Genomic DNA, 22,549 nt, shown 5'->3' with positions numbered 1-22,549 from the left:
GCGGTGTGGGCTCGGGTCCCGCCACTGTCTTCTCGTGGCGGGACGGGCAGGTGCTGGCGGGGTGGTCAGGCGCGGAATTGCGCTGGACGCTCCGGGGTGGCGGCGGCCAGTGCGGCGACGACCTCGTCGGTGCTCGCGGCCAGCCCGTAGACCGGGGTGCCGGGCTGCTGGCGCCAGGATTCGTCGAGGCCGCCCGCGTCGACGGCGTCGAAGCCGAGTTCGTCGAGCAGGGATGTCACGGTCTTTTTCGCCTCCTCGTCGTCACCGGTGAGGGGCAGGGCGATGCGGTCGGCGGCGCCTGCGGGGCGCGGCTTGTCCAGGAGGTCCTGGGCGTAGGTGGCGTTGAAGACCTTCACCACCGGGTGCCCGAGCTGACGCTCGGTCCAGCGGCTCTCGGTGAGGCCCTCGTCCTCGATCCCGGCGATCCGGCCGTCGCGCTGCGGGTAGTAGTTGCCGGTGTCGATGAGGACGAAGCCCTCCGTCGCGCCGTCGAGGAGCCCGGCGGGCAGGTCGGGGATGTTCTTCACCGGGATCGTGACCACGACGACGTCCGCGCCGTGCGCCGCCTCGGCGACGGGAACCGCGGTGGCCCCGGTCTCCTCGGCGAGCTCGGACAGCGTCTGTGGGCCTCGCGAATTGGCCACGCTCACGTCATGCCCGAGCGCCGTCAAGCGGCGGGTGAGGTTCCCGCCGATGTGTCCCGCGCCGACAATGCCGATCTTCATGAGTCCTCCGGAGAACGTGGACACGTAACGGCCGGGTGCCGCACCGGCTACAACCCCTCAGGCGTGCGCGTATTCCGGTGGCGCGTGGTCCTCGCGGTGCACGAGAGCGTCGTCGCGCCCCGCGGCCTCGACAGCCTCGCGGGCTTCGTCGCCTCCCCGGTCCCCCCCGCCGTCGCCTCACGGCCCGTCTGCGCCACCTCGCCGGCAGCGCCCGCCAGCTCGCGGCCGCTCGGGAGGCCGGGCTCACGATTTCGGACCGCACGATCAAGGCGCACAAGGCCGGGACCCGCACCGCGCGCACGGTCCGCGAGATCGACGCCGCCTACCGCGCGGTGCGCCGTCAGAACGTCTCCCGCCACCTCCTGGCCCGCCTCAACCGGCAAGGGCGGGGGACCCGCGTCGAGTTTCACCGTCAACCAGTCCGGGGTCGACCACCCCCGTCAGCGGGCTGTGGAGCGCACCCTCAACGTGCGCCGGTGGGACCGGATCGTCGGCGCGTGGGACGACGCGGGCCTGGATGCCGGGTGGGTCGACGAGGTCGTGGTCGACCTGGATTCGCAGTGGGGCCAGTACGAGTACGTCACCAACGTCGGCTTCACCGCCTAAGCCGACCGTAGGGAGGCAGCATCCCTGATCTTCCCATATGCACGTGGCGTGCATGAGTCCCTCTTCTCCGAGCGAGACTCATGCACGCCACGTGCATATGGAAGTGGCTCGTCGCCCAAGAGAGCTTCGCCAACAGGAGGGCTGCCCGTGCCGTACCAGGGGCCGAATTCGCCGACCGGGTTGTTCTGGATATTCGGGGATGCTGCCCCGCCGTGAACACCGTCCTCTGTCTGGCTCGTGTGGAGTGCTGGGGCGTTGCCCGAGGGTCGGAGGTCGTGCTTCGCGCTCTTCGCGCAGGAGGACCGGCGCATCCTCGGCCCCGGGGGGCCTGCGGTGCGACGGTGGGCCCGCCGGGATGCTGGACGGGCGGCGAACCGAGCGCGGGGCTTAACGGGCTCCTTGGTGCGGTCAGTGGGTGGTGCGGGTGGCATACGTGCAGGCGGGAGGGGAGCTGCGGGCGCGTCCTGGCGGCTTTCCGTGGCTGGGGCCGAAGAGGGTGAGGAGGTGTACGTCGTCAGGATGTGAGGGCGGGGCGTCGCGACGCGCCTTGGTGTTCCCGCGCGCAGGCGAAGCGCGGTAGATGCGTTGACGTCGCTGCGAGGGGTGAAGGCCGCCGTGCCGGTGCTCCGGGATGTATTAGAGGGCGCCGCCAAGAAATCCCCTTCGACCTGCTGAAACGTTGTCGGACACTACGATCCTGGGATCTGCCTGCCAGTTCCCAGGATCTGCCTGCCAGTTCCCAAGAACCGGGTAAATGCACGTGGAGTACATGAGGGGCGGCGGGGGAGCGGCTTCCCGGAATCTGGCATGAGGTCCTCGTGGGCCCCTGACGCTCGTGCATTCCTCGACCGGCGTCCGGGACCCGTCCGGCCCCGCGTTGAAGGGGCGGGGTGCGTCCATGTTGATGAGCCCGTCCCTCAGGCGTCCCACATGCACCTGGCGTTCATGTACGGTGTGCACACAAATTCGTACGCTGAGAGAGGATCTCTGTGGGAGCCGTGCGCAGGCTGGTCGACGAGGCCACCGGCGAAGTCGTGCCCTATGCCCCGTACGCCTTCTCCGGCGGCGGACATGTCCAGGTCGACAAGGCCCGCGTCGCGGCCATCACCGAGAGCCGCACGTTCACGCCGAGCCAGAAGTACTTGATCCTCTGGTGGATCGGCACGTCACCGCCCGGCATGGAACCGCTGCGCCTCACCGGCGCGGACATCGCGAAACGGGTCGGCATGACCCCCGACGCGGTCGGCAAGATCAACCGGGCCCTGCGTCGGCGGCGAATCCTGATCGAACGGGGCCGGGTGGGAAGCTACCGCTTCTACCGGATCAGCCCCTACATCGCTTTCCACGGCAGCGGAGTCGAGCAGCGCGAAGCGATCACGCTGTGCAACCCGCCCGACATTCCAGGCTTCGACAAGGACGCCCGCACGGCAGCGCAGGAGGCGCAGTGAGCGACCACGACCAGACCGCATTTCACGTGCTGACGCGCTCGGCAGGACTGACAGCCAACCAGCGCCTCGTGCTCATGCTCTACGCGACGCACAAGACTGACCGCTCCGGCGCCGTCCCGGTGACCGCCGCCGAGCTTGCCGCCCACCTCGGGCTCGCACCCACCGTGTTCTCCCGCACCCGCCGCCAGCTCGTCGCCGGAGGATGGCTGGAGGAATCGGAACGCTTCGGCCACATCCGCTTCTACCGCCTCGCCCCGAAAAGCACCGGAGAGCAGGTCGTGGTCCCCCTGCGCCGGACCGGCACCCGCTGACTTCCTATATACACGTGACGTGCATGAGCCCATTTCTCCGCGCGGGACTCATGCACGCCACGTGCATGGACGCTGGCCGACCTGAACCTCGGCCGCCGGAACTAGGCACCTTCCGCCGGAACGAGCGGTGAGCCCGTCGACCGCTCTGGTCTGTGGTTCGCACCTTGCTGAACGGACAACGCCCCCGGACACCGGCGAATCCACACCCGCCCACCGCCCCGGAACACGAGGCGCACGACGCCACGGCACTTCGGTGCGAAGCACCGAACCGTCCGGAGCGACATCGGGGGTCCGGGCCGAGGCGCCCTCCCGCCGCCTGGGGCGTCGGATCAGCGCGAAGACCTCGGACTCGGTTCCCCGCCCCGGGGCGAAGATGAGAGCAAGTGCGTAGCTCGGGAGTGCCCGAACGTGCCGCCGGTCAAGGTCGAACTGGCCCGCTGAGCGGGACGGTGGCCTGACCGCGGTGACGAGGGGGCCGCTTCCGCCCGAGCCAGTAGCCGTCGAGTCGCCGCAGCGACGGTGCGGGCTCGCGCGCGGCGGCGGTGCGGGTGCGGGCCCGCAGCGGGCGGCGGTGGCATGCCGGGCCCGCGAGGACCTCCACGCCCCTGAGGGCGTGAAGAAGCGTGCAGGGTGGCGTCATGTGTGACGCCACCCCCTCCCCTGCAGGGGCGCCTCGTGAGCGGCGCCCCGCAGTCGCCCGGAGACGGCCGAGCACGGCGCCGGAGGCGTGGTCGTGGAGTGCCTGGCCGGTACGTCCCCGGGCCCGGGAAGAGGCTCAGGGGGAAGCAGTCGACGTGGTCCCGCCCCTCGGTCGCCATCCCCCTCCTGCCCTACCGGGTGGGCCCCGCCCCGTTCTGATCGGAGACCAGCATGCTGGGGTCGCTCTTCGCGCTCCTCTACGTCGCCCACCTCGTAAGCGACTACGCCCACGCCAGCGTCCACGTTCTCGTCGGCGTGCTCGCCCTCGCGGTGGGCGCGCTCACCGGCCTGGACGTTCCGCCGTGGCGAGCCGCAGTCGCGCTCGCATGGATTGGCGTCACCCACGCGGTCATCGACCGCCGCTGGCTCGTCCAGCACTGGATGCGAGCCGCCCGTCAGCCGCGGTTCGCAGACCACGGGGGCGCCGCTCACGTAGACCAGACCGCGCACCTCGTGGTGCTCCTGGTCGCCGCGCTCGGCCTCTCCGCCTGACGCCCGCGCACTCGAAGCCCCGTACCAGCCCACCCCCGCCCCCGCCGAGCGCTACGCCGCCGCCATCTCCGACGCCGTGTGCGACCTCTCCGACGCCCTCACCCCAGCCCCCGCGTGGACACAGCCCGCCCTCGAAGACGCCGTGGAGACCGTAGAGCTCCTCACCCAGCTCCTCGCCGAGCACGGCCCCGCCGCCGCGCACGCCCTCGCGCACATGCCCCGCACTCTCACCCGGCTCCGCAGAGCCCTGAACCTAGAGGAGACGTCCGCGAGCCCGGCCAGGCCCCGGACCACCCGCCCCGGCCGGCGCGGACTCGGCCCCGGATACCAGGGCATCACCACCGCGCCGGTACCCCAGGCCCGCCGCCCACTCGGCACCGGCACCCCGCCGCGCTGCCCCCCCAGAACCACGCGCCGAGCGACCTTCTCCAGCGGATACCGATACCGCGAGAGGGCAGCGACCGAGCGACCTCACCAGCGGGGCCGGGTCGCGCCCTGAGTCGCATCCCGGGGCACTCCTTGAGTCCCGCCCCAGGTCGCACCCTCGGTCACATCCCGGGTCGCACCGCACACAGCAGTCGACAGGCATAAAACGCCAGGTCAGAGCGCGCATTTCAGACGATGCGGGCGCCGACTACTTGCCTACAGGGCAGTTGGCCACGCCCCAGCACCTGCCGCGCCGCATCCATCGGGTCATCGCCCCGCGCCGCGCCCGCTCCCAGCAGCCCGACGCACCCACGGCGCCTCCAGGTGGCGGGCCCCAGCCCGGACTCCCACCCCATCCGCAACGCCTCCTGGCCGTCGACCGGCTTGGCCGCGGGGTCGGCGCTCCTGCCTTTACGGTGCAACGCTGGCTCACCTGGAGCCGTGGCGGCACCGAGCACGAAGCGGCCCCTTGCGGTTGGGCAGGCAGGGGCCGCTCCTTCACATCTCTGGCCGTTCACGGCCGGAGGCGTGGCTAGGGAGCGTATCGAGTCGTGATCAATCTGCGGGATGTGCCTTCGTGGCACGGTCTGGTCCGGTAGACCGTCGTACGTGACGCGAGTGCAACTGACCGACCCGGAGTGGGATTTCATTGAGCCGTACCTGCCGATCGGCGAGTACGGCCCGTACCCCGAGCGGCTGCGGCAGCAGTTCGAGGGCGTGATCTGGCGGTTCAAGACGGGCGGCCAGTGGCGGGAGATACCGGCAGAGTTCGGCGCCTGGTCGACCGTCCACAACCGCTTCCGGCAGTGGCGTGACGCCGGGGTCTTCGAGGCCCTGCTGGAGGGCCTGATCGCGGAAGCCGCGAAGCGCGGTGAGGTGGACCTGTCCCTGGTCAGCATCGACTCCACCACCGCCCGTGCCCACCACGACGCGGCCGGGATGCACCTCGACGAGGACGTCGTCACCGCCCTGGAGAAAGCCGCCGCCGAGGAGGAGAAGGCCAGGTCAAAGGGGGCGGCTGCGACGAACAAACCGGGCAGGAGACCGAAAGCGATCCCGCGCGGGAAGAACGACGACGCGTCCGGCGTCGGCGCAAACTCCGGCTGAAGGCCGCCCTCCTCGGACGCTCCAGGGGCGGGCAGACCAGCAAGATCCACCTCGCCGCCGACCGCAAGTGCCGCCCGCTGGCGTTCATCCTGACCGCGGGCCAGGCAGCGGACAGCCCACAGTTCATCCCCGTCCTGAAGAAGGTGCGGATACGCGGGCCCGTCGGCCGCCCCCGCACCCGGCCGGACGCAGTCGCCGCAGACAAGGCTTACTCGTCTCGCGGCAACCGTGCCCACCTGCGCAAACGCCGTATCAAAGCGGTCATCCCGGAGAAGAAGGACCAGGCCGCCAACCGGAAGAAGAAAGGCAGTGGAGGCGGCAGGCCCGTCAGTCACGACACCGAGCTCTACAAGGAACGGAACACCGTCGAGCGGACGATCAACAGGATGAAGGCATGGCGAGGCATCGCCACCCGCTACGACAAGACCCCGGGGAGCTACCTCGCCGGACTCCACCTCCGGGCCTCCATGATCTGGATCAAGGACCTCACACGAGCAGCCTCTTGATCACAACCGAATACGCTCCCTAGTGCTCTGACCGGGAAGGTTCGCCGGGTTGGTGGTCGCGACGGTTGGATGTGCGGCGACGTCCGATCCGATCGCTGAAGGCGCGGTGGCCGAGCCTGTCCGTGTGCGCAGACTGACCGACCAGGAGGGGCAGAAGCTGCAGCAGATCGTGCGCCAGGGCAGCACGAGTTCGGTGCGCTACCGGCGCGCGATGATGCTGCTGGCCTCGGCCGGCGGGAACCGGGTGCCGGCGATCGCTCAGCTGGTGCAGGCCGACGAGGACACCGTCCGGGATGTGATCCACCGGTTCAACGAGATCGGCCTGGCCTGCCTGGACCCTCGGTGGGCGGGAGGCCGTCCCCGCCTGCTCAAGCCTGACGACGAGGACTTCGTCGTGGCGACGGCCACCACCCGCCCCACCAAGCTCGGCCAGCCCTTCACCCGCTGGTCGAGCCGCAAACTCGCCGCCCACCTGCGGAAAGTGCACGGACGCGTCATCCGCATCGGCCGTGAGGCCTTACGGTGCCTGCTCCGGCGCCGCGGCATCACCTTCCAGCGCACCAAGACCTGGAAGGAGTCACCCGACCCTGACCGCGACGCCAAGCTCGACCGGATCGAGCAGGTGCTGGAACGCTTCCCGGACCGGGTCTTCGCCTTCGACGAGTTCGGGCCCCTGGGGATCCGGCCCACCGCAGGCTCCTGCTGGGCGAAGCAGGGCAAGCCCAACCAGCTGCCGGCGACCTACGGGCCCTGACCCTGGAGTTTGGACACCGGAGAGACTTGGATCTTGATGGTCCAGGAGAACGGAGTCCCTGTGGGGATGAAGCATTACCCCGCCGAGTTCAAGGCGGACGCGGTCGCGTTGTACCGGTCGCGTCCGGGAGCGACGATCAAGTCGGTCGCCGCCGATCTCGGAGTGAACACCGAGACGCTGCGGAACTGGATCCGGGCCGCCGACGGACGCCGCGCCGGTGCCCATTCCGCCCCCGCAACGGCACCGCAGCCTGCCGGTGACCCGGTTCAGGCGGAGCTGGCCGCCGCGCGCAAGAGGATCCGCGAGCTGGAGGAAGAACGCGACATCCTCCGCAAGGCGGCCCGGTATTTCGCGACGGAGACGCGCTGGTGAACCGCTGCCAGTTCGTTGAGGATCACCAGCGCCGATACGGCGTGAAGCGGCTCTGCGACATTCTCGGGATCGCCCGCTCGAGTTTCTATTACTGGCGTCGCACCGCCCCGGCTCGCATGGCCCGTCAGGCCGCTGACGACCGGCTCGCGGCCCGGATACGCAAGGCCCACAAGGAGTCCGACGGCACCTACGGAGTCCCGAGGATCACTGCCGAGCTCCGCGACGAGGGCGGCCAGGCGGTCAACCACAAGCGCGTTGCCAGGATCATGCGGACCATCGGCCTCGAAGGGGTCCGTCTGCGGCGCCGGCACCGCACCACCATCGCCGACCCGGCCACCGCGAAGGCCCCGGACCTGATCGGCCGCGACTTCACCGCGAAGGAGATCAACACCAAGTACGTCGGTGACATCACCTACTTGAGCGTCGGCGGCGGACGGTTCTGCTATCTCGCGACAGTGATCGACCTGTGCTCGCGCCGCCTGGCAGGCTGGGCGATCGCCGACCACATGCGCACCGAGCTCGTCATCGACGCCCTCGCCGCCGCGGAACGGACCCGCGGCAGTCTGAACGGGGCGATCATGCACACCGATCACGGAGCCCAGTACACCAGCGGGGCCTTCGCGGACGCCTGCCGCCGGGCCGGTGTCCTGCAGAGCATGAGCGCCGTCGGGTCCAGCGCGGACAACGCCGCCGCCGAATCGTTCAACGCCAGCTTTAAAAGGGAGACGTTGAAGGGCCGAAAGGGCTGGTCAAGCGAGCGCGAGGCACGACTCGACGCCTTCCACTGGCTGTCCCGCTACAACACCCGACGCCGTCATTCCCGGCTCGGCCAGCGAGCCCCGATCACCTACGAGATCACCGTCCACCCAACCTCAACTACCCTGGCCCGAGCCGCATAGACGTGTTCAAACTCCAGGGTCAAGGCCCTACCGCCGCACCCACGGCGTCACCTACTTCCACGGCTGCTACTCCGTGGGCGACGACCGCCTGTGGGGCGTCAACCGCCGCCGCAAGGGCACCGCCGACACCCTGGCCGCGCTCAAGTCGATCCGCGCCGCCCGGCCCGACGGCGCCCCGATCTACATCATCCTGGACCACCTCTCCGCCCACACCGGCGCGGACATCCGCCGCCGGGCGAAGAAGAACAAGGTCGAGCTGTGCTTCACCCCGACCTACGCCTCCTGGGCCAACCCGATCGAGGCCCACTTCGGCCCGCTGCGGCAGTTCACCCTGGCCAACTCCCACCACCACAGCCACCCCGCGCAAACACAGGCACTGCACCGCTACCTGCGCTGGCGCAACACCAACGCCCGCCACCCCGACGTACTCGCCGCCCAACGCAAGGAACGCGCCCGCATCCGCAGCGAAAAGGGCATCCGCTGGGCGGACGCCCCCTCAACACCGCAGCCTGACCAATCGCGAACAGCAGCTCCCGCACCCCGACGGGGCAAGTTGCAGGAGAAGGACAGCGGCAGAAGGATGACTCAGGAGACGGACGGCTCGATCTCCCCCGCGAAAACGATGACCTGGTCGATGAGGCTCCGTCGCAGATGGACGACATCCGTTCCCGCCAGGCGGGGGCCTCCATCAGGCGTGGTGAAGACCCACTGGTACCGGGCCCATTCGTCAGGCATGTCCACCGCTGAGCAGCGCACCATCGTACCGGTCCCCGCCGGGTGGCGCCGGATGTCCAGCACGAACCGCTCGACCGCCGCGATTCCTTCGCTGCGACCCAACGGGCCCCAGAAGACCACGTCTGAGGTCAGGGCCTGGGAGAGCAGGGCAGTCACATAGCTGTCGTCCGAGGCGTTGAACGCGGAGATGAACATGTCGATCGCGGAGCGTGCGGTCTCTTCCTGCATGCCCCAGTAATACCAGCCGTTTCGCGTGCGCTCGTCCCACGAGCCGCCTTCCGATCACGGTGAACCAGGGACTGCTGCACGAGTAGGTGACACCTGACCTGGCGGCTTGCTGAGAGGCGGCCTGGAAGGATGTCGCAGTGCCCAAGCCGTATCCGAAAGAGTTCCGCGAGGACGTCGTGCGGGTCGCGCGCAACCGTGAGCCCGGCGTCACGCTGGAACAGATCGCTTCTTCGCGCTGCTGCAGAAGAACGTCCTCGACCGCCGTACCTGGTCCACCCGCGAAGAACTCCGGATCGCGATCGTGACCTGGATCGAGCGCACCTACCACCGACGCTGGCGTCAGAGACGCCTGGCCAGGATTGACCCCCGTCGAGTACGAGACCATCATGAACCCAGCCGCAGCCCTGGCTGCATAAGCCCCACTGTCACCCAACCCCGCAGCAGTCCCTTTACTCAACGGATGCCGTGTCATGGATGTGGTGGCAAGCTATGCCCATGGACGAAAGGGAGACGGCCCCTGACTGTGCGGGCGGCGGGCTTCTGGAGTCGGTTTCAGCGATGGCGCTGGTGGCAGGTGAGCCAGCGCGTCTGGTGGACCGCAATCGGGCCTTCGAGGCGGTGTTCGGGTACTGGGAAGTCGGGCAGCCAGCAGACGACGCCCTGGCAGGCGAAGACTGGGAGCCAGTTAGATCAGCCCTGAGACGGGCCGTCGGGGCTAATACGGCGAGCCTGGTGGAGTTCCCGTTCCTCAGCGCGAAGCACACGGACGAAGAGCCCTGGATGGTGCGCTGCATGCCGACGGTGTGGGGCGGCGGTCCGGCGGCTTTGCTGCTCGTCTCGCCGCGATCGCAGTCGGCCGATCGGCGAGCAGGGAGCACCTTTGAGGCAGAGTCCCTGGTCAGGCGGTATGAGGCGCTCCTGTCCGCGATCCCTCAGACAGTTTGGCTGATGTCCCCAAAAGGAGAGGTGACCGGTCTGGTAGGAACGTTCGGCAGCACTGCGGGAGGTCTGTGGCACGCCGGGGAGGGGGACGAATGGATGGCGGCGGTGCACCCGAAGGACCGAGAGTGGTTCGAGCGGGAGTGGGCCGCGACAGCCCGAGGCGAGGCCGTCCTTGACACCGTCGTTCGCGTGCGGCGCAAGGCCGCGCCGGACAGCAAGTTCCGGCACGTCCGAATCGTGGCGGTGCCCGTGATCCACAGAGGTGCGGTGACCGAGTGGATCGGTACCGTGACCGATACCGAGGATCTTTGGCGCGCCAGGATGCGCGAGCGGCTGCTGGCGCGCATGGCAGCGCTGCCGGCCGCGCGCGATCCGTCCGAAGCGTTCAGGATCATCGCGGCAGCCGTTGTACCTGACCTTGTCGATGCCTTCGTTGTCTTCTACCACTCGCCCGAACAGACGAGGCAGGCCTTTCTCCTCGGTCGCAGGGACACCTCCGACACCGCCCGCACCGCACTCGCTCCTGGCTTGCCTCCCCTGCCGCCGATACCGGCGGACTTCGAACTGGGGCCGGTGGCTGAGCGGGCCATCACCGATCGGTATCCCGCTCTCCTGCTTTTCCCGCCTGGCGACCCGCCGCCGGAACAGATGTCCGGCACCTCCTTCGAGTGGCTGCGGGAGGCCAGCGCGACGAGCCTCTTCATAGTGCCCGTCGTGGTCGACAACCGCACAGTCGCGCTGGCTGCGGCAGCCAGCTGCCGCGGGAACCCGCCACCGGACAAGGCTGACCTCCAACTTTTAGAGGATGTGCTCCACCATGTGAGCGGGCCATTGCGCCTAAGCATGGAGCTGCAGGCTGCACGGGACACCTCCCTGGCGCTTCAGCAGTCCTTTCTCGCCGCGCTCCCCGACATCGACGACGCCGCGATCGAGGCGGCCTACCAGCCCGCCGATACCGCCGCTGAGGTCGGCGGTGACTGGTACGACGTCACCACGATGGCCGACAAGACTCTCGCCCTCACCATCGGTGACATCGCCGGCCACGACCTCGCCGCAGCTACGGCAATGGCGCGAGTGAACAGCATCCTCAAAGGACTCGCCTGCGACGGTGGGCCAGCGGCCTGTCCCGCCAGAACTCTGGCCCACTTGGACGGCATCACGCAGGCTTTGCAGATCACACCCCTCGCCACTGTCGTCCACGCGCTCCTTCGCCCCCAGTTCGACCACAGCTGGGAAGCCACCATCTCCAACGCCGGACACCCACCCCCCCTGCTTATCCCCGCCGACGGTCGCCCTCACTACCTGCGGCTCGGCGAGAGCCCCGACCCACCCCTGGGCGCAGGAACGCGTACTCGGCGCAACGCCTGGCACCAGCGTCTGCGATCCGGTGACACCCTACTGCTGTACACCGACGGCCTTGTGGAGGTTCCGGGAAAGGACCTCGACGCCGGCCTCGACCGCCTCCTTCAGCGGACCGACCAACTTCGCGCGCAGGACCTGTCGCTGGCGGACATCGTGTCCGAACTCCTCACGCTCGCCACGGACCGTCACGACGACGTGGCCGTCATCGCATTCCGACCGGACCGGCCACAGCATTACGAGTTGGTGCGTGATAGCGGGTGAGGTGTGTTTGCCCTGCTCACGGCCGTTTTCAGATGCTGGTGTTGCGGTCGGAGACGAGGCCGGCGATGGCGCGGTAGGTGTCGGGCAGGCGGTCGCGGCGATGTGTCCAGCGGGTCAGTTGCTTCCAGCGTTTGTGATCAGCGAGGGCGTGTTCGACGGTGATGCGGTCGGACGAGTGGCCGTGGCGGTCGCGTCCCCGTTGTTCGACTCTGTCGGGCAGTGCTCCCGGCCGGGGTTTTCTCGGCGGCGTGATCGCCTGCCCGCGATGGTCGCGGCTCAGCCCCAGGTAGCCGTCGTCCAACAGGACCTCGACGTCGGGGAAGTGCTGGAAGCAGATGGCGATGCCTTCGTCGCGGGCGGCGGTGGCGTCGTGCATACGCCCAGGTCGTAGGGCATCGGTCCATAACGTGCGGCCCCGCCAGCCGGCGATCACGGTGGCCTTCATCGTGTTCTGCTTCTTCTTGCCCGAGACGAATGCGCGCCGGCCGCCGCGGCCGGCCGGTGGCCGGCGGACCTGGATCCCGGTGGCGTCCAGACGCAGCTCGACACCTTCGGCCTGGGCGTAGGCAAACACATCCGCCGGAGTCCGAAGCCGCAGGCCGGGACGGTCGGGAACCGCGCACCCCCGCTCCGCCAAGAGCGTGCGCACCTCTCCGATCGCCCGGGTGACCGTGGATCGGTCGACACCTGACAGCAGCCCCAGCACCGAGTGCGGCAGGTCGTGCCGCAGGTGGATGAGTGTGGCCACCAACCGGTCGACGAACACCAGCTGATGGCGGGCGCCGGCGCCTTCGGCCCGCTTGCGGGCCCCGCCTCGCACAGCATGGCGGCGACCCTCGACCCCGGCCTGCCACGGCTCGGCCAACTCTTCGACCAAGCACGCAAGATGACGCCGGGAGAGCCCCGTGAACAGTCGATGCGCCAGCACCGCCCGATTGACCATGATCGCCACAGCGGGATCATGCCATCCACGTGGCACGACACCTCACCCGCTATCACGCACCAACTCGTTAGGCCGATGGGGCGGCAAGGCGGCACATGGCCGCCTTGCCGCCCCAGCCGGTTCCACACCGGAAGTTGCCAGACACTGGACGGGTGTATCGTTTTTCGATGGTATCGTTTTTCGATAGGTGGGGAGCGGGTATGGCGGAGGATCGTAAGCTTCTGGAGCCCATGGCTACAGTCGTCTCGGTTGCCCTGCGATTGATCATGGGCCTACTCGTCGCCTGGTTCATCTTGGCCGTGGTGAAAGGTAGTTGGGACGGCGGAAGCGTCTGTGTTGCTGATTGGAACTCCAACAGCTCAACAACGGCCAGGTCCTTCGTTCCGGAACCCGGAGCCCACGTCGACTCGATCCCTCGCTACTGCACTGACGATGCCTCGGCCGGTCAGGCTGCGCTAGCCCGCCTCGGGGCGCTGACGTCTATCGTTACGTACATAGGTGGCCTCTTCCTGCTCAACCGTCTCCTGCAAGGCGCGTCGCGCAGCGGAGTACACACCGCACGGACCACCTCCGGTCTGCGGCTCTTGGGGTGGTGGCTTCTAGGCGGCAGCATCATCGCCCAGTCGGTCTCAGCCCTCGCGCGAACCGCCCTCCTCGGCACCCTCTCCCGAAGCGCTGACCTCAGCCTGGGTCGGTGGCTGGAAGCCTGGAATCCGCCTTACCTGGCCGTCCTTACCGGGCTTGGGCTACTCGCCTTCTCTCGGATCATCCGCGTCAGTTCCAAGATGCGCGAAGACCTTGAGGGGCTTGTGTGACGACCGACGATGAAGACGAGGGGCATCGCGTAGTGGTTCACCTCGGCTCACTCCTGGAGCAGCGAGGCATGACTCTCGCGGAGCTCGCTGCCCGGGTAGGAGTAACGAACGTCAACCTATCCGTACTGAAAAACGGCCGCGCAAAAGCCATTAGATTTAGCACCCTGACCCATATTTGCGAGGTATTGGACTGCCAGCCTGGCGATTTGCTCGGCGTGCGCACTAAACGCGACGAATCCTAAGGAGCTCAGGCTCGCCATATTTCGCGAGCACTGGACCGGGAAAGCGTCAACCGTAAAAGGGGAGATAAGTGTACGGAACCATGGACGCCGGGACAAAGATCGCACTCTTCGTGGTAGTCGCACTGATCATCGTCGGGATTCTCGCCGGAATCGCCTGGCTGAATAACCGCAAGAATTGATCGACAGAAGCGGAAAATTGCAGCCTGTCGCGACACGGAGCCCTTTCCAACCTGGCTGTGGCGTCGGGGTGTTGGTGGGCATGGGTTGTACGGAACAACGAAGCTCCTGGTAGACGGGTTCTCGACAAAGATCACCCGTGTCTGCCAGGAGCTTCGCGTGCTTGTCTACCCGTCGTCGATCGATCTGTCCAGCCGCACGCTGCGGCACCTGACGAGGCAACTGGCCGCCCACCGACGGGAGATCGGCACGCGATGGCGGCGTCTGCCCGTCGGCCGTCAGGCCCTGCTCGCCCTGGCCCACCTGCGATGCGGCGACACGTACGCCCAGCTCGCCGCAGGGCTCGAGATCGGCATCGCGACCGTCTACCGCTACATACGCGAGGCCGTCAAAGTGCTGGCCGCCCAGGCGCAGACCCTGGCCGAGGCAATGACGACCGTCCGGACGAAGGCGTACGTCGTCCTGGACGGCACCCTCCTGCCCATCGACCGGATCGCCGCCGACACCCCGTACTACTCCGGAAAACACAAGCGCCACGGCATGAACGTCCAGGTCATCACGGATCCCTTCGGCCGACTGCTGTGGGCTTCCGCGGCCCTGCCCGGCTCCACCCACGACCTGACCGCCGCGCGCGAACACGGCATCATCGACGCGCTCGCAACAGCAGGGCTGAAGTGCTGGGCGGACAAGGCGTACCAAGGGGCTGGTCGCCATGTCCGCGTACCCTTCCGGGGCCGTCGGCTCAAGCACTGGAAGCGACGGCACAACAGCACCCACGCCAAAATCCGGTGCCTCTGCGAGCAGGCCATCGCCGTCCTGAAGGGCTGACGCCTCCCACGCAAGCTCCGCCGCAGCACCAACCGCAACACCAACATCGTGAAGGCCGTCGTCGTCCTTCACCACGCCTCAACCTGAGGTTGGAAAGGGCTCAGTACCCGGGACGTCATCCTCATCGCCACCGGATCCGAGGTGTGGGTGGCCATCGAGACTGCTCGTGCCCTGGCGGCGGAGTCGATCCGGGCCCGCGTGGTCTCCATGCCGTGCCGAGGATGGTTCGGCGCACAGCCCGCGTCGTACCGTGAAACTGTCATCCCGCCGTCGGGTTGTCGTCGAGGCCGGGGGGAGTCAGGGCTGGCATGACCTTCTGGGGCTGGAAGGGCAGGCGATCTGCGTGGAGAAGTTCGGCGCCTCCGCTTCGGCCCAGGAACTTTTCGAACACTTCGGCATCACCCGTGAGGCGGTGGCAGAGATAGCGCGGGCACTCGTGTGAGGTGGCGGCGCGGCGGGCTACCGCGCGACGGGCAGAGCTCCCCCGCGCAGCGGTGCGGGGGAGCTCCTGGCATTGCCCGACGAGCGGGGCAGACCGCGGAGCATCAGTTGCCGAGGCGTACCGGCAGGGTCGAGGAGCTGTTGGAGAAGAGGGACGGTACGGGGACCAGTGCGCCGGGGTCGACCGCCAACGAGAGGTCCGGGTAGCGTCGGAAGACGGCCGGGATGGCCAGCCCGGCCTCCAGGCGTGCCAGCGGGGCCCCGAGGCAGAAGTGAGGGCCGTGGCTGAATGCCAGGTGCCTGTGCCGCTCACGGGTGATGTCGAACCGGTCCGCATCGGAACCGTGTTGGCGCTGGTCGCGGCCGACTGCGCTATACGGGGCCATGATCGCTTCGCCCTTGGGGATGGGGACCCCGGCGATCTCCACGTCCTCCAACGGGTAGCGGAAGGGGAAGTTGCCGATCGGCGCGTCCCAGCGCAGGGTCTCCTCCACCACGTCCGCCCAGACCGAGGCGTCCCCACCCGTGGCGAGAGCGCGCTGATCAGGATGGGTCAGCAGTGCGCGTACCGCGTTGGTGATGAGGCTCAGTGTGGTCTCCTGCCCCGCCGACAGCATCAGCAGGAGAGTGCCGACGAGCTCCTCCTCGCTCAGCGCGTCGGGGTCCGCCTCACGCGCGGCGATGAGCGCGCTGGTGAGGTCATCACCGGGATCATCGCGGCGGGCCTCCACGACCCGGCCCAGCAGTTGGTACTGCTCGATCTGGCTAGCGGTGACCTCTTCGGGAGGCAGGTCCGAGCGGAATATGTTGTCCATCAACTCCTGGAGCCGCCGACGCTCGTGCGCAGGGACGCCGAACAACTCGCAGATGACCTGCATCGGTACAGGGTGCGCGAAGTGCCTGCGCAGGTCCACACTGCCGTCAACGTCCGCCCGGTCGGGAAGCGCGTCGAGAAGGTCGTCGATGATGTGCTCGATCCGTGGGCGCATCTCCTGGACGCGACGTGGGGTGAAGGTCTGGGTGACCAGTTTGCGAAGCCGCCGGTGTTCCTGGCCGTCGGATGTGACCATGTTGGTCACTTTCACCATGCCTATGAGCGGCCAGCCGTCCTCGATCTCGCCACGGATGATGGCACTCCAGTTGCGCCAGTCCTTGCTGAAACGTGGGTCGGCGATCATGTCGTTGAGCAGGGCATGTTCTGTGACCGACCAGGCCATGACGTTGCCGGGAAGCCGGACACGGACCACGGGGCCGAGTTCGCGAAGTCGGGCGGCTTCAGCGTGGTGGTCTGTTCCGCGGGGGTCGAGAGCGATGACCGGTATGTGCCCCTCGGAGGAAGCTGTACGCGTCATACGTTGCTCCAGGTTACGGGACCCGCAGCCGTGGCCGCAGGTCCGGCGGGGATCGAAGGTGTCACCGGCGGATGCCGGTGGCGATGCGGGAGGCAGAGAACTCTGCGGGAAGCGACACCGGCACCCGTGTCCAGGGAGAGGGGCGCCACGTCACCTCTTCTGCCGGGATGCTGAGCCGCATGTCCGGCAGCAGGTGCAGGGCGGTCTGCACCGCTGTACGGGTGATCAGCCGGGCGGGAACCTGCGCGGGGCAGACATGCGGACCGGCGGAGAAGGCGAGATGCGCTCGGTTTCCCCAGCTCTCCTCGTCGCTCCCGGGGCGGATCGCTGGGTCGTCGTTGGCGCCGCACAGACCGAGAATCAGACAGTCGCCGCGCTGGATGACGTGACCACCCAGCTCGGTGTCGTGCAACGCGTATCTGGCAGGCATGTTGTTCATGGGAGGATCGCGCCACAGCGCCTCGTCCAGCGCGTCGTCGATACCGAGTCGGCCGCCGCGTAGGCGCGCGGCGAACCGCGGATCGGTGAGCATCAGTCGTAGCGTGTGGGAGATCCAGGCCGTCACCGTCTCATTGCCCGCCGAGATCATCACGACGACCGACTGGAGATGCTCCGCCTCATTGTGCAGGTTCGGATCGCTGACGAACGCCGTGGTCATGTCACTAGTAGGGTTGCGCCGCCGCTCACGCACGGTGTCCAGGATGATCTGCTCGAAGGTCCTGTTGCCGCTCTGCGAGTTGTCGGCGCTGCCGAACAGTGCGATGAGGGCGTCCAGCAACTCCCGTCCCTCTGTGGTGTCCAGACCGAAGAGCGAGGCAAGCGACAGCATGGGCACGACGGTCGCGTACTCGTTCACCAGATCCGCACGGCCGCGCGGCGAGAACTCGGCGATGAGCTCTGTGCAGAGGGCCTCCACCTCCCGGCGGACCCGCCGTTGGTCCATCCTTGCGACAGCGTTGTCGAGCGGCATGCGCAGCCGACGATGCTCCGGGCCGTCGGCACCGATGACGTTCGCCCGCCAGGCCATCATCGGAAGAAGGCCTGAATGGAGTGGCACGAGGCCGTCGTTGAGATCGCGCCAGTTGCGGGCGTCGCGGGAGAACAACTGTTCCTGCCGGGTGATGGTCAGGAGTTCCCGGTAGCCGAGGACGAGCCAGGCGGGTACACCCGGTTCCAGTTCGACCTTGGCGACATTGCCCCACTCGTCACGCAGCCTGCGGTAGGCGGCCTGCGGGTCCCCCGACCCCACGGCCGCCGACAGAGGCATCAGCCCGGTGGACTGTGTGCTGTGTGCCGGGCATGCGGGTGGTGGTGTGAGGCTCATGAGATGGTCTCCCAGGCGGCCGCACTTCGGTTGCCCGATACGTACTCCACAAGGCTCACCAGAGAACCGACCGACGAACTGGATTGGCGTGCGTCGCAGGTGACAATAGGTGTGTCGGGCAGGAGATCAAGGGCGCCGCGCAGTTCCTCCACCGAGTACTGGTCGCTGTCGGGGAACTGGTTGACCGCGACGGCGAAGGGCAGCCCGCGGATCTCCAGTTGCTCCAGGACGTCGAAGCTGTCCTCCAGCCGACGGGTGTCGATGAGGACGAGCACCCCGATGGCGCCCTCGGATAGTCCTTCCCACAAATCCCAGAACCGGCGCTGCCCCGGCATTCCGAACAAGTAGAGCACCAGTCGGGAGCTGAGCGTGATTCTGCCGAAGTCCATGGCGACGGTGGTCGTGGACTTGGTACTCATGCCGGCCAGATCGTCGATGCCGACGCTCGCCACAGTCATGACCTCTTCGGTGCGCAGCGGTTCGATCTCGCTGACGGACCCGACGAGCGTCGTCTTGCCCACACCGAAGGCACCCACGACGAGGATTTTGGCGGCTTGCTGGACGGTTTCGGGCAGATAACGATCAGACGAGCCTGCGGAGCCCATCCAGTACCTCCTGAAGCAAATGGCTGTCGGGCAGAGCGGCCTGCGGGACGCCGGACCGCGCGGACAGATGACCGCTGTCCACGAGGTCAGACGCCAGTACCTTCATGAGACTGACCGGCAGCGAGAGATGAGCGGCAGCTTCCACCAGAGAAATAAGCCGCTCGCACATGCGCATCAGCGCGAGTTCCTCCCGGGTGGCCGTGACTGGCAGCGGCTTGTGCGCGTCGGCCACGATCAGGAGGGTCTCGACCCCGACGGTGTTACGACTGGGCCGCGAGCGCCCTCGGGTGATGACGTAAGGACGAACCGCACCGTCCGGGAACGAATCCTGTCCGGACGCCGTCACGCGGACCCCTGTCGCGGCGGACTGCTGAGGTTGTGGGCTCCGATCTTCATGACCTGGGCCTGCATCTGCCGGGCGACCAGCTTGGGATCGACGACCGGTCCCGTCACCACCGCGAGGTGTGCGCCGTTGGCACTCCGCATGAAGAGGAAGCCGCCTTTGAACTCCACCATCTGCTGGTGTACGGCCCCGCCATCCTCTCCGAACTCCCTGCCCAGGCTGCGTCCCAAGGACTGCAACCCGGAACAGTTGGCCGACAGCCGGTCGGCCGAATCTCTGTCGATTCCGTCCGAACTGGCCAGCAGCAGCCCGTCCGCGCTGAACACGATGGCCTGCCGCACTCCTGGCACCGCCGTGACCTCAGCCAGCATCCATCCACGCTGCTGAGGGCTTTCCACGTAGCTCATGATCAGGTCTGTCCTTCTGTCGAATCTGGGTGGGTGGCGGATAGACCGTGGTCGTTGCCGTACGTGTACTCGTCATGGGCACCGGTCAACGAAGTCTCGGCGCGGCCACCCTCGAAGAACTGCTCCATCCAGTCGCCGGCGTCTTCCGGTGAACCGGGTGGGGTAACAGCCGTTGGCTCCGCCTGAACCTGGGGCGTCGGGCCGTCGCGCCGGGAGCGGCGCTGCGGCAGTCTGCGGGAGGGGCGGCGCGGGGGCTCCTCCGACGGAGAGGACCCGCAGTGTTCGGAGGGAGGTGCGAGAGGGCCGCCGCGTGCCGGTGCCGGCGAGGATGCGGTGGACTCCGTCATAGGCTGCGGCGAACGGGCGGCCGGGGCCCGGCGCTCCTTTGGGTCCGGTGGCGCGGGCCGGGCGGGAACACGTGTGGCCGCCGGTGCGCCTGCCGGGGGGAGGGCCGTGAGCAGTTCCACCGGTACGAGAACGACCGCACGCACACCACCGTACGGAGACGGCCCCAGATCGACGCCGAGGCCGTGCCGCCGGGCGAAGCGTCCGACAACCGCGAAACCGGTCTGCGGGATCTCCCCGACGTCGCCGACGCCGAGGAGCCGGAGGCCGGAGGCGACCTCGCGTGCTTCGGCCAGTCGGTACTCGTCGAGTCCGAGTCCGCCGTCGTCCACCTCGATGACTGCCCCGCGCTGCACCGTCCGGACGGTGACGGGCACACCGGTTCTCGGCGGGCTGTACTCCGTGGCGTTGGCGAGCAGTTCCGCGAGGAGATGAATGAGGGGCTCTACGAGCGGAGCTGCAATGCCGACATCGGGATCGCCCGTCACTTCGACGCGTTTGAAGGAAACGATCCTTCCGGAAGCTGCCCTGACCACGTCGACCAGGGCGAGCGGCCTCTGCCACTGCTGCCCGGGCCACTCACCGCACAGCACCTTCAGACTCTGGGCATGTCGTGCCTGCTGGGTGGCCGCATGGTCCACCTGCATCGTGGCTTCGAGGAGATCCGCGTCGCCCGGATAGCGCTCGGTCACTCCTGTGATGGTGGCCTGAATCCGGTGAGCGGAGGTCTGGACGCGGTTCGCGAGTTCGATCAGTGCGCGCCGATGGGACTCCTCACGCTCCTCCACCGCGGTGGAGACCTGCGAGAGCAACCGCTCCAGGCCATCCGCGAGGACCGCGCCCAGCTGTGGGGCGCCATGCCGCGGTGGGGGAATTTCACGCTTCGCGAGGGCTGCGGGCAGCCGCTCGGAGGCCAGATGACCGACCTCCTCGACAACCAGTTCCAACTGACGGCCGATGTACTGCCGCCACTCCGCGTCCTGGCGGGCCGCCTCCGCCTTCTGGGCCTGAGACTCCGTCCGCAGACGAGCGGTATCTGTGCCGGCCTTCAGATGCCGTGCCCGCAGGGAGATGAGACAGACAAGGGCCAACACTGCCGACGCGGCGTAGACAACAGCCAGCGTGCCGGACAGCCGACCCGTGGAGAACACTCCGAACACGAGCGGTACGACGGTGAACAGAAGAGCCGCCCACCAGAGGTGGGGCCTGCTGGGTGGGGCGCCCGAAGGCGCGGGAGAACGTGCCATGGATAGCCCTTGAGTTGGCTCGGATTCGCAGGCTGACGCGGGCGGGCCCAGCGGGTGCCGCCGGTAAGTCACGGCAGGGGACACAACGGTCGGCGTGAGGCCTCCGGAGGGGGAGCCCGCCTGGAGCTGCGCCGTGGTCTCGCGGCGGGACCGGAGCGCGCTCGGCTGGGCTGATCGTTCATCAGGCATGGTCGGGTGATCTTATATGGCAGAGGCGCATGGCCTAGCCTTCTTCCGGCCAGATGAAAGTTGGGTGGCTGGGATGAGCTGTCCCGAGTTTCGTAGAGTCCGGTGATGTTGGTTCAGGCGGACTGCGGGACTTGTTCCAGGCTCTGCCAAAAGTCCCGTTCGTACTCGGTGGGCGGTACGTAATCGAGGGCGGAGTGGAGGCGTTCTTCGTTGTACCACGTGATCCACTGGAAGATCGCTCGCTCGACCTGCTCGACGTCCTTCCATGGGCCCTGCATCTCGATCAGCTCCGCCTTGAAGGTGCCGTTCAGCGCCTCGGCCATGGCGTTGTCGTACGAGTCCGCGACGGAGCCGACCGACGCGGAGGCGCCGATATCGGACAGCCGCTCGGTGCAGCGAATTGACACGTATTGCGACCCCCTGTCGGAGTGATGGACCAGGCCGGAGCCCTTCTTGATCCGTCGAAGCCAGAGCGCCATCTCCAGTGCGTTCAGGGGCAGTTCGGTCCGCGTATGGTTCGCGATCTGCCAGCCGACGATCATGCGGGAGAACATGTCCAGGACGAAGGCGACGTAAGCCCAGCCGGACCAGGTCCTGACATAGGTCATGTCGGCGACCCAGAGCTGGTCGGGACCGTCGGCGGTGAAGTCCCGCTCGACCAGGTCCGGCGGCCTGGGCGCCGACGGTTCGGACACCGTGGTCCGCCTGCGCTGGCCGCGGATGACGCCCTCGATGCCGAGCTCGGCCATCAGCCGCTCCATGGTGCAGCGGGCCACCTCGGCTCCCTTGCGCCGCAGGGCGCGGGTGATCCGGCGGGCTCCGTAGGTGCCGCCGGACTCGACGTGGATCTGCTCGATCATAGGCACTATCTGTTCGTCCCGGCGCCGGCGGGCGGACTTCGGGCGCTTCTTGCGGGCGAAGTACGTCGACGGCGACAGGTCCAGCTCCCGGCAGACGGGATCGACCCCGAGGCCCTTCGCTCGCAGGTGGTCGATCACCTGCTCGGCCACCTGCTCGGCCTCGTCCGGGGACGGTCGATCTCCTGGGCAAAAACACCAGCGGCCTTCAGGATCTCATTGGCCCTCCTCAACTGGGCGTTCTCCTTGCGGAGTTGCTGGAGTTTGTCGAGCTCGGCCGTGCTCAGCCGGTCCTCACGTTCGCCGGCGTCCGCCTCGGCCTGGCGGACCCAGCCGCGCAGGGCTTCCTTGTGGATGCCGAGATCCTTCGCGACGTGCGCGACGGGCCGGCCGGTGGTGCGGACCTCTCGGATCGCGCGCTCACGTAGTCCATCGGGGTATTTCCGTGGTGCTGGCACTGATGTGGATCTCCTTCGCCAGGATCGTAACCCTGGCATCAGGGACTCCACGCATCTCAGTACAGCTCAATGCCGGCGTTCAGCCGCTCGTAGACGGTGTTCC

At 67.9% G+C, this 22,549-nt stretch carries 18 protein-coding genes and 7 pseudogenes; 14 read left to right on the top strand and 11 right to left on the bottom strand.

Annotated features, from left to right (window positions below; translation table 11 throughout):
• Positions 1-65 precede the first annotated feature (65 nt).
• On the bottom strand, positions 66-725 hold the full coding sequence (locus SSBG_RS29440; protein ID WP_008749660.1) for an NADPH-dependent F420 reductase: 660 nt from the start codon (positions 723-725) through the stop codon (positions 66-68).
• 63 nt (positions 726-788) lie between these two features.
• Here SSBG_RS29440 and SSBG_RS35275 point away from each other — a divergent pair.
• From SSBG_RS35275 to SSBG_RS36290, 8 genes and pseudogenes are all read left to right on the top strand, one after another.
• A pseudogene (locus tag SSBG_RS35275) lies at positions 789-1,331 on the top strand (transcriptional regulator).
• A gap of 989 nt (positions 1,332-2,320) precedes the next feature.
• Positions 2,321-2,779, top strand: a complete 459-nt coding sequence (locus tag SSBG_RS29430) for a hypothetical protein (protein WP_007830554.1) — start codon at positions 2,321-2,323, stop codon at positions 2,777-2,779.
• Positions 2,776-3,090, top strand: coding sequence for a helix-turn-helix domain-containing protein (locus tag SSBG_RS29425; RefSeq protein WP_008749657.1), 315 nt, complete (start codon positions 2,776-2,778; stop codon positions 3,088-3,090). Before SSBG_RS29430 ends, SSBG_RS29425 begins: the two co-directional genes overlap by 4 nt.
• Positions 3,091-3,960: 870 nt before the next feature.
• Positions 3,961-4,281 (top strand): DUF3307 domain-containing protein, encoded by a 321-nt coding sequence (locus tag SSBG_RS29420; RefSeq protein ID WP_008749656.1) that lies wholly within the window; start codon positions 3,961-3,963, stop codon positions 4,279-4,281.
• Between the two features lie 1,035 nt (positions 4,282-5,316).
• Positions 5,317-6,320: pseudogene (locus SSBG_RS31925) on the top strand (IS5 family transposase).
• A 106-nt stretch (positions 6,321-6,426) separates the two neighbouring features.
• Positions 6,427-7,065, top strand: a pseudogene (locus SSBG_RS29395) (helix-turn-helix domain-containing protein); the annotation flags it as partial.
• Between the two features lie 69 nt (positions 7,066-7,134).
• A protein-coding gene (locus tag SSBG_RS29385; protein WP_086023026.1) for an IS3 family transposase occupies positions 7,135-8,345 on the top strand; the annotation gives its coding sequence in 2 pieces (ribosomal slippage) (positions 7,135-7,426 and positions 7,426-8,345; 1,212 coding nt in all).
• A 73-nt stretch (positions 8,346-8,418) separates the two neighbouring features.
• Positions 8,419-8,622 (top strand): annotated as a pseudogene (locus tag SSBG_RS36290) (IS630 family transposase); the annotation flags it as partial.
• A gap of 308 nt (positions 8,623-8,930) precedes the next feature.
• On the opposite strand, the gene SSBG_RS35265 reads toward SSBG_RS36290, so the two are convergent.
• Entirely contained in the window at positions 8,931-9,308 is a 378-nt protein-coding gene (locus tag SSBG_RS35265) for a hypothetical protein (protein ID WP_037872315.1), read from the bottom strand.
• Positions 9,309-9,516: 208 nt separating this feature from the next.
• Here SSBG_RS35265 and SSBG_RS31915 point away from each other — a divergent pair.
• Together SSBG_RS31915 and SSBG_RS29375 are read left to right on the top strand one after the other, a co-directional pair.
• Positions 9,517-9,724, top strand: a pseudogene (locus SSBG_RS31915) (IS3 family transposase); the annotation flags it as partial.
• Between the two features lie 376 nt (positions 9,725-10,100).
• The gene (locus tag SSBG_RS29375) at positions 10,101-11,873 is read left to right on the top strand and encodes a SpoIIE family protein phosphatase (RefSeq protein WP_008749649.1); all 1,773 of its coding nucleotides are present in this window, start codon (positions 10,101-10,103) and stop codon (positions 11,871-11,873) included.
• Between the two features lie 28 nt (positions 11,874-11,901).
• On the opposite strand, the gene SSBG_RS29370 is transcribed toward SSBG_RS29375, so the two are convergent.
• Positions 11,902-12,816 (bottom strand): transposase family protein, encoded by a 915-nt coding sequence (locus tag SSBG_RS29370; protein WP_008749648.1) that lies wholly within the window; start codon positions 12,814-12,816, stop codon positions 11,902-11,904.
• A 230-nt stretch (positions 12,817-13,046) separates the two neighbouring features.
• Here SSBG_RS29370 and SSBG_RS29365 point away from each other — a divergent pair, with 230 nt between their 5' ends.
• The 4 genes and pseudogenes from SSBG_RS29365 to SSBG_RS36285 all read left to right on the top strand — a co-directional run bounded on the left by SSBG_RS29365 (position 13,047) and on the right by SSBG_RS36285 (position 15,320).
• Positions 13,047-13,631: a hypothetical protein gene (locus SSBG_RS29365; RefSeq protein ID WP_158677850.1), complete on the top strand. Its 585-nt coding sequence runs from the start codon at positions 13,047-13,049 to the stop codon at positions 13,629-13,631.
• Positions 13,628-13,873: a helix-turn-helix domain-containing protein gene (locus SSBG_RS31910; protein WP_008749647.1), complete on the top strand. Its 246-nt coding sequence runs from the start codon at positions 13,628-13,630 to the stop codon at positions 13,871-13,873. Before SSBG_RS29365 ends, SSBG_RS31910 begins: the two co-directional genes overlap by 4 nt.
• 336 nt (positions 13,874-14,209) lie before the next feature.
• Positions 14,210-14,965, top strand: a pseudogene (locus SSBG_RS29360) (transposase family protein).
• 30 nt (positions 14,966-14,995) lie between these two features.
• Positions 14,996-15,320: pseudogene (locus tag SSBG_RS36285) on the top strand (transketolase-like TK C-terminal-containing protein).
• A gap of 103 nt (positions 15,321-15,423) precedes the next feature.
• Here the strand turns inward: SSBG_RS36285 and SSBG_RS29350 are convergent.
• From SSBG_RS29350 to SSBG_RS32340, 8 genes are all read right to left on the bottom strand, one after another.
• Positions 15,424-16,671 (bottom strand): cytochrome P450 family protein, encoded by a 1,248-nt coding sequence (locus tag SSBG_RS29350; protein ID WP_037872311.1) that lies wholly within the window; start codon positions 16,669-16,671, stop codon positions 15,424-15,426.
• 61 nt (positions 16,672-16,732) lie between these two features.
• Entirely contained in the window at positions 16,733-17,995 is a 1,263-nt protein-coding gene (locus tag SSBG_RS29345; protein ID WP_008749643.1) for a cytochrome P450, read from the bottom strand.
• Positions 17,992-18,600, bottom strand: coding sequence for a GTP-binding protein (locus SSBG_RS29340; protein WP_008749642.1), 609 nt, complete (start codon positions 18,598-18,600; stop codon positions 17,992-17,994). The genes SSBG_RS29345 and SSBG_RS29340 overlap by 4 nt, the downstream gene beginning before the upstream one ends.
• On the bottom strand, positions 18,578-18,946 hold the full coding sequence (locus SSBG_RS29335) for a DUF742 domain-containing protein (RefSeq protein ID WP_008749641.1): 369 nt from the start codon (positions 18,944-18,946) through the stop codon (positions 18,578-18,580). Before SSBG_RS29335 ends, SSBG_RS29340 begins: the two co-directional genes overlap by 23 nt.
• On the bottom strand, positions 18,943-19,350 hold the full coding sequence (locus SSBG_RS29330; RefSeq protein WP_010277478.1) for a roadblock/LC7 domain-containing protein: 408 nt from the start codon (positions 19,348-19,350) through the stop codon (positions 18,943-18,945). Before SSBG_RS29330 ends, SSBG_RS29335 begins: the two co-directional genes overlap by 4 nt.
• A 2-nt stretch (positions 19,351-19,352) precedes the next feature.
• On the bottom strand, positions 19,353-20,942 hold the full coding sequence (locus tag SSBG_RS29325; protein ID WP_008749639.1) for an ATP-binding protein: 1,590 nt from the start codon (positions 20,940-20,942) through the stop codon (positions 19,353-19,355).
• Positions 20,943-21,244: 302 nt separating this feature from the next.
• Complete coding sequence (locus SSBG_RS32345; RefSeq protein ID WP_106429465.1) at positions 21,245-22,141, bottom strand: IS3 family transposase; 897 nt, start codon at positions 22,139-22,141, stop codon at positions 21,245-21,247.
• On the bottom strand, positions 22,126-22,446 hold the full coding sequence (locus tag SSBG_RS32340; RefSeq protein ID WP_008749637.1) for a transposase: 321 nt from the start codon (positions 22,444-22,446) through the stop codon (positions 22,126-22,128). Before SSBG_RS32340 ends, SSBG_RS32345 begins: the two co-directional genes overlap by 16 nt.
• Positions 22,447-22,549: the final 103 nt, after the last annotated feature.

The organism is Streptomyces sp. SPB074, from assembly GCF_000154905.1.
GTDB lineage: Bacteria > Actinomycetota > Actinomycetes > Streptomycetales > Streptomycetaceae > Streptomyces.
This window is presented reverse-complemented; position numbering and strand designations above follow the sequence as displayed.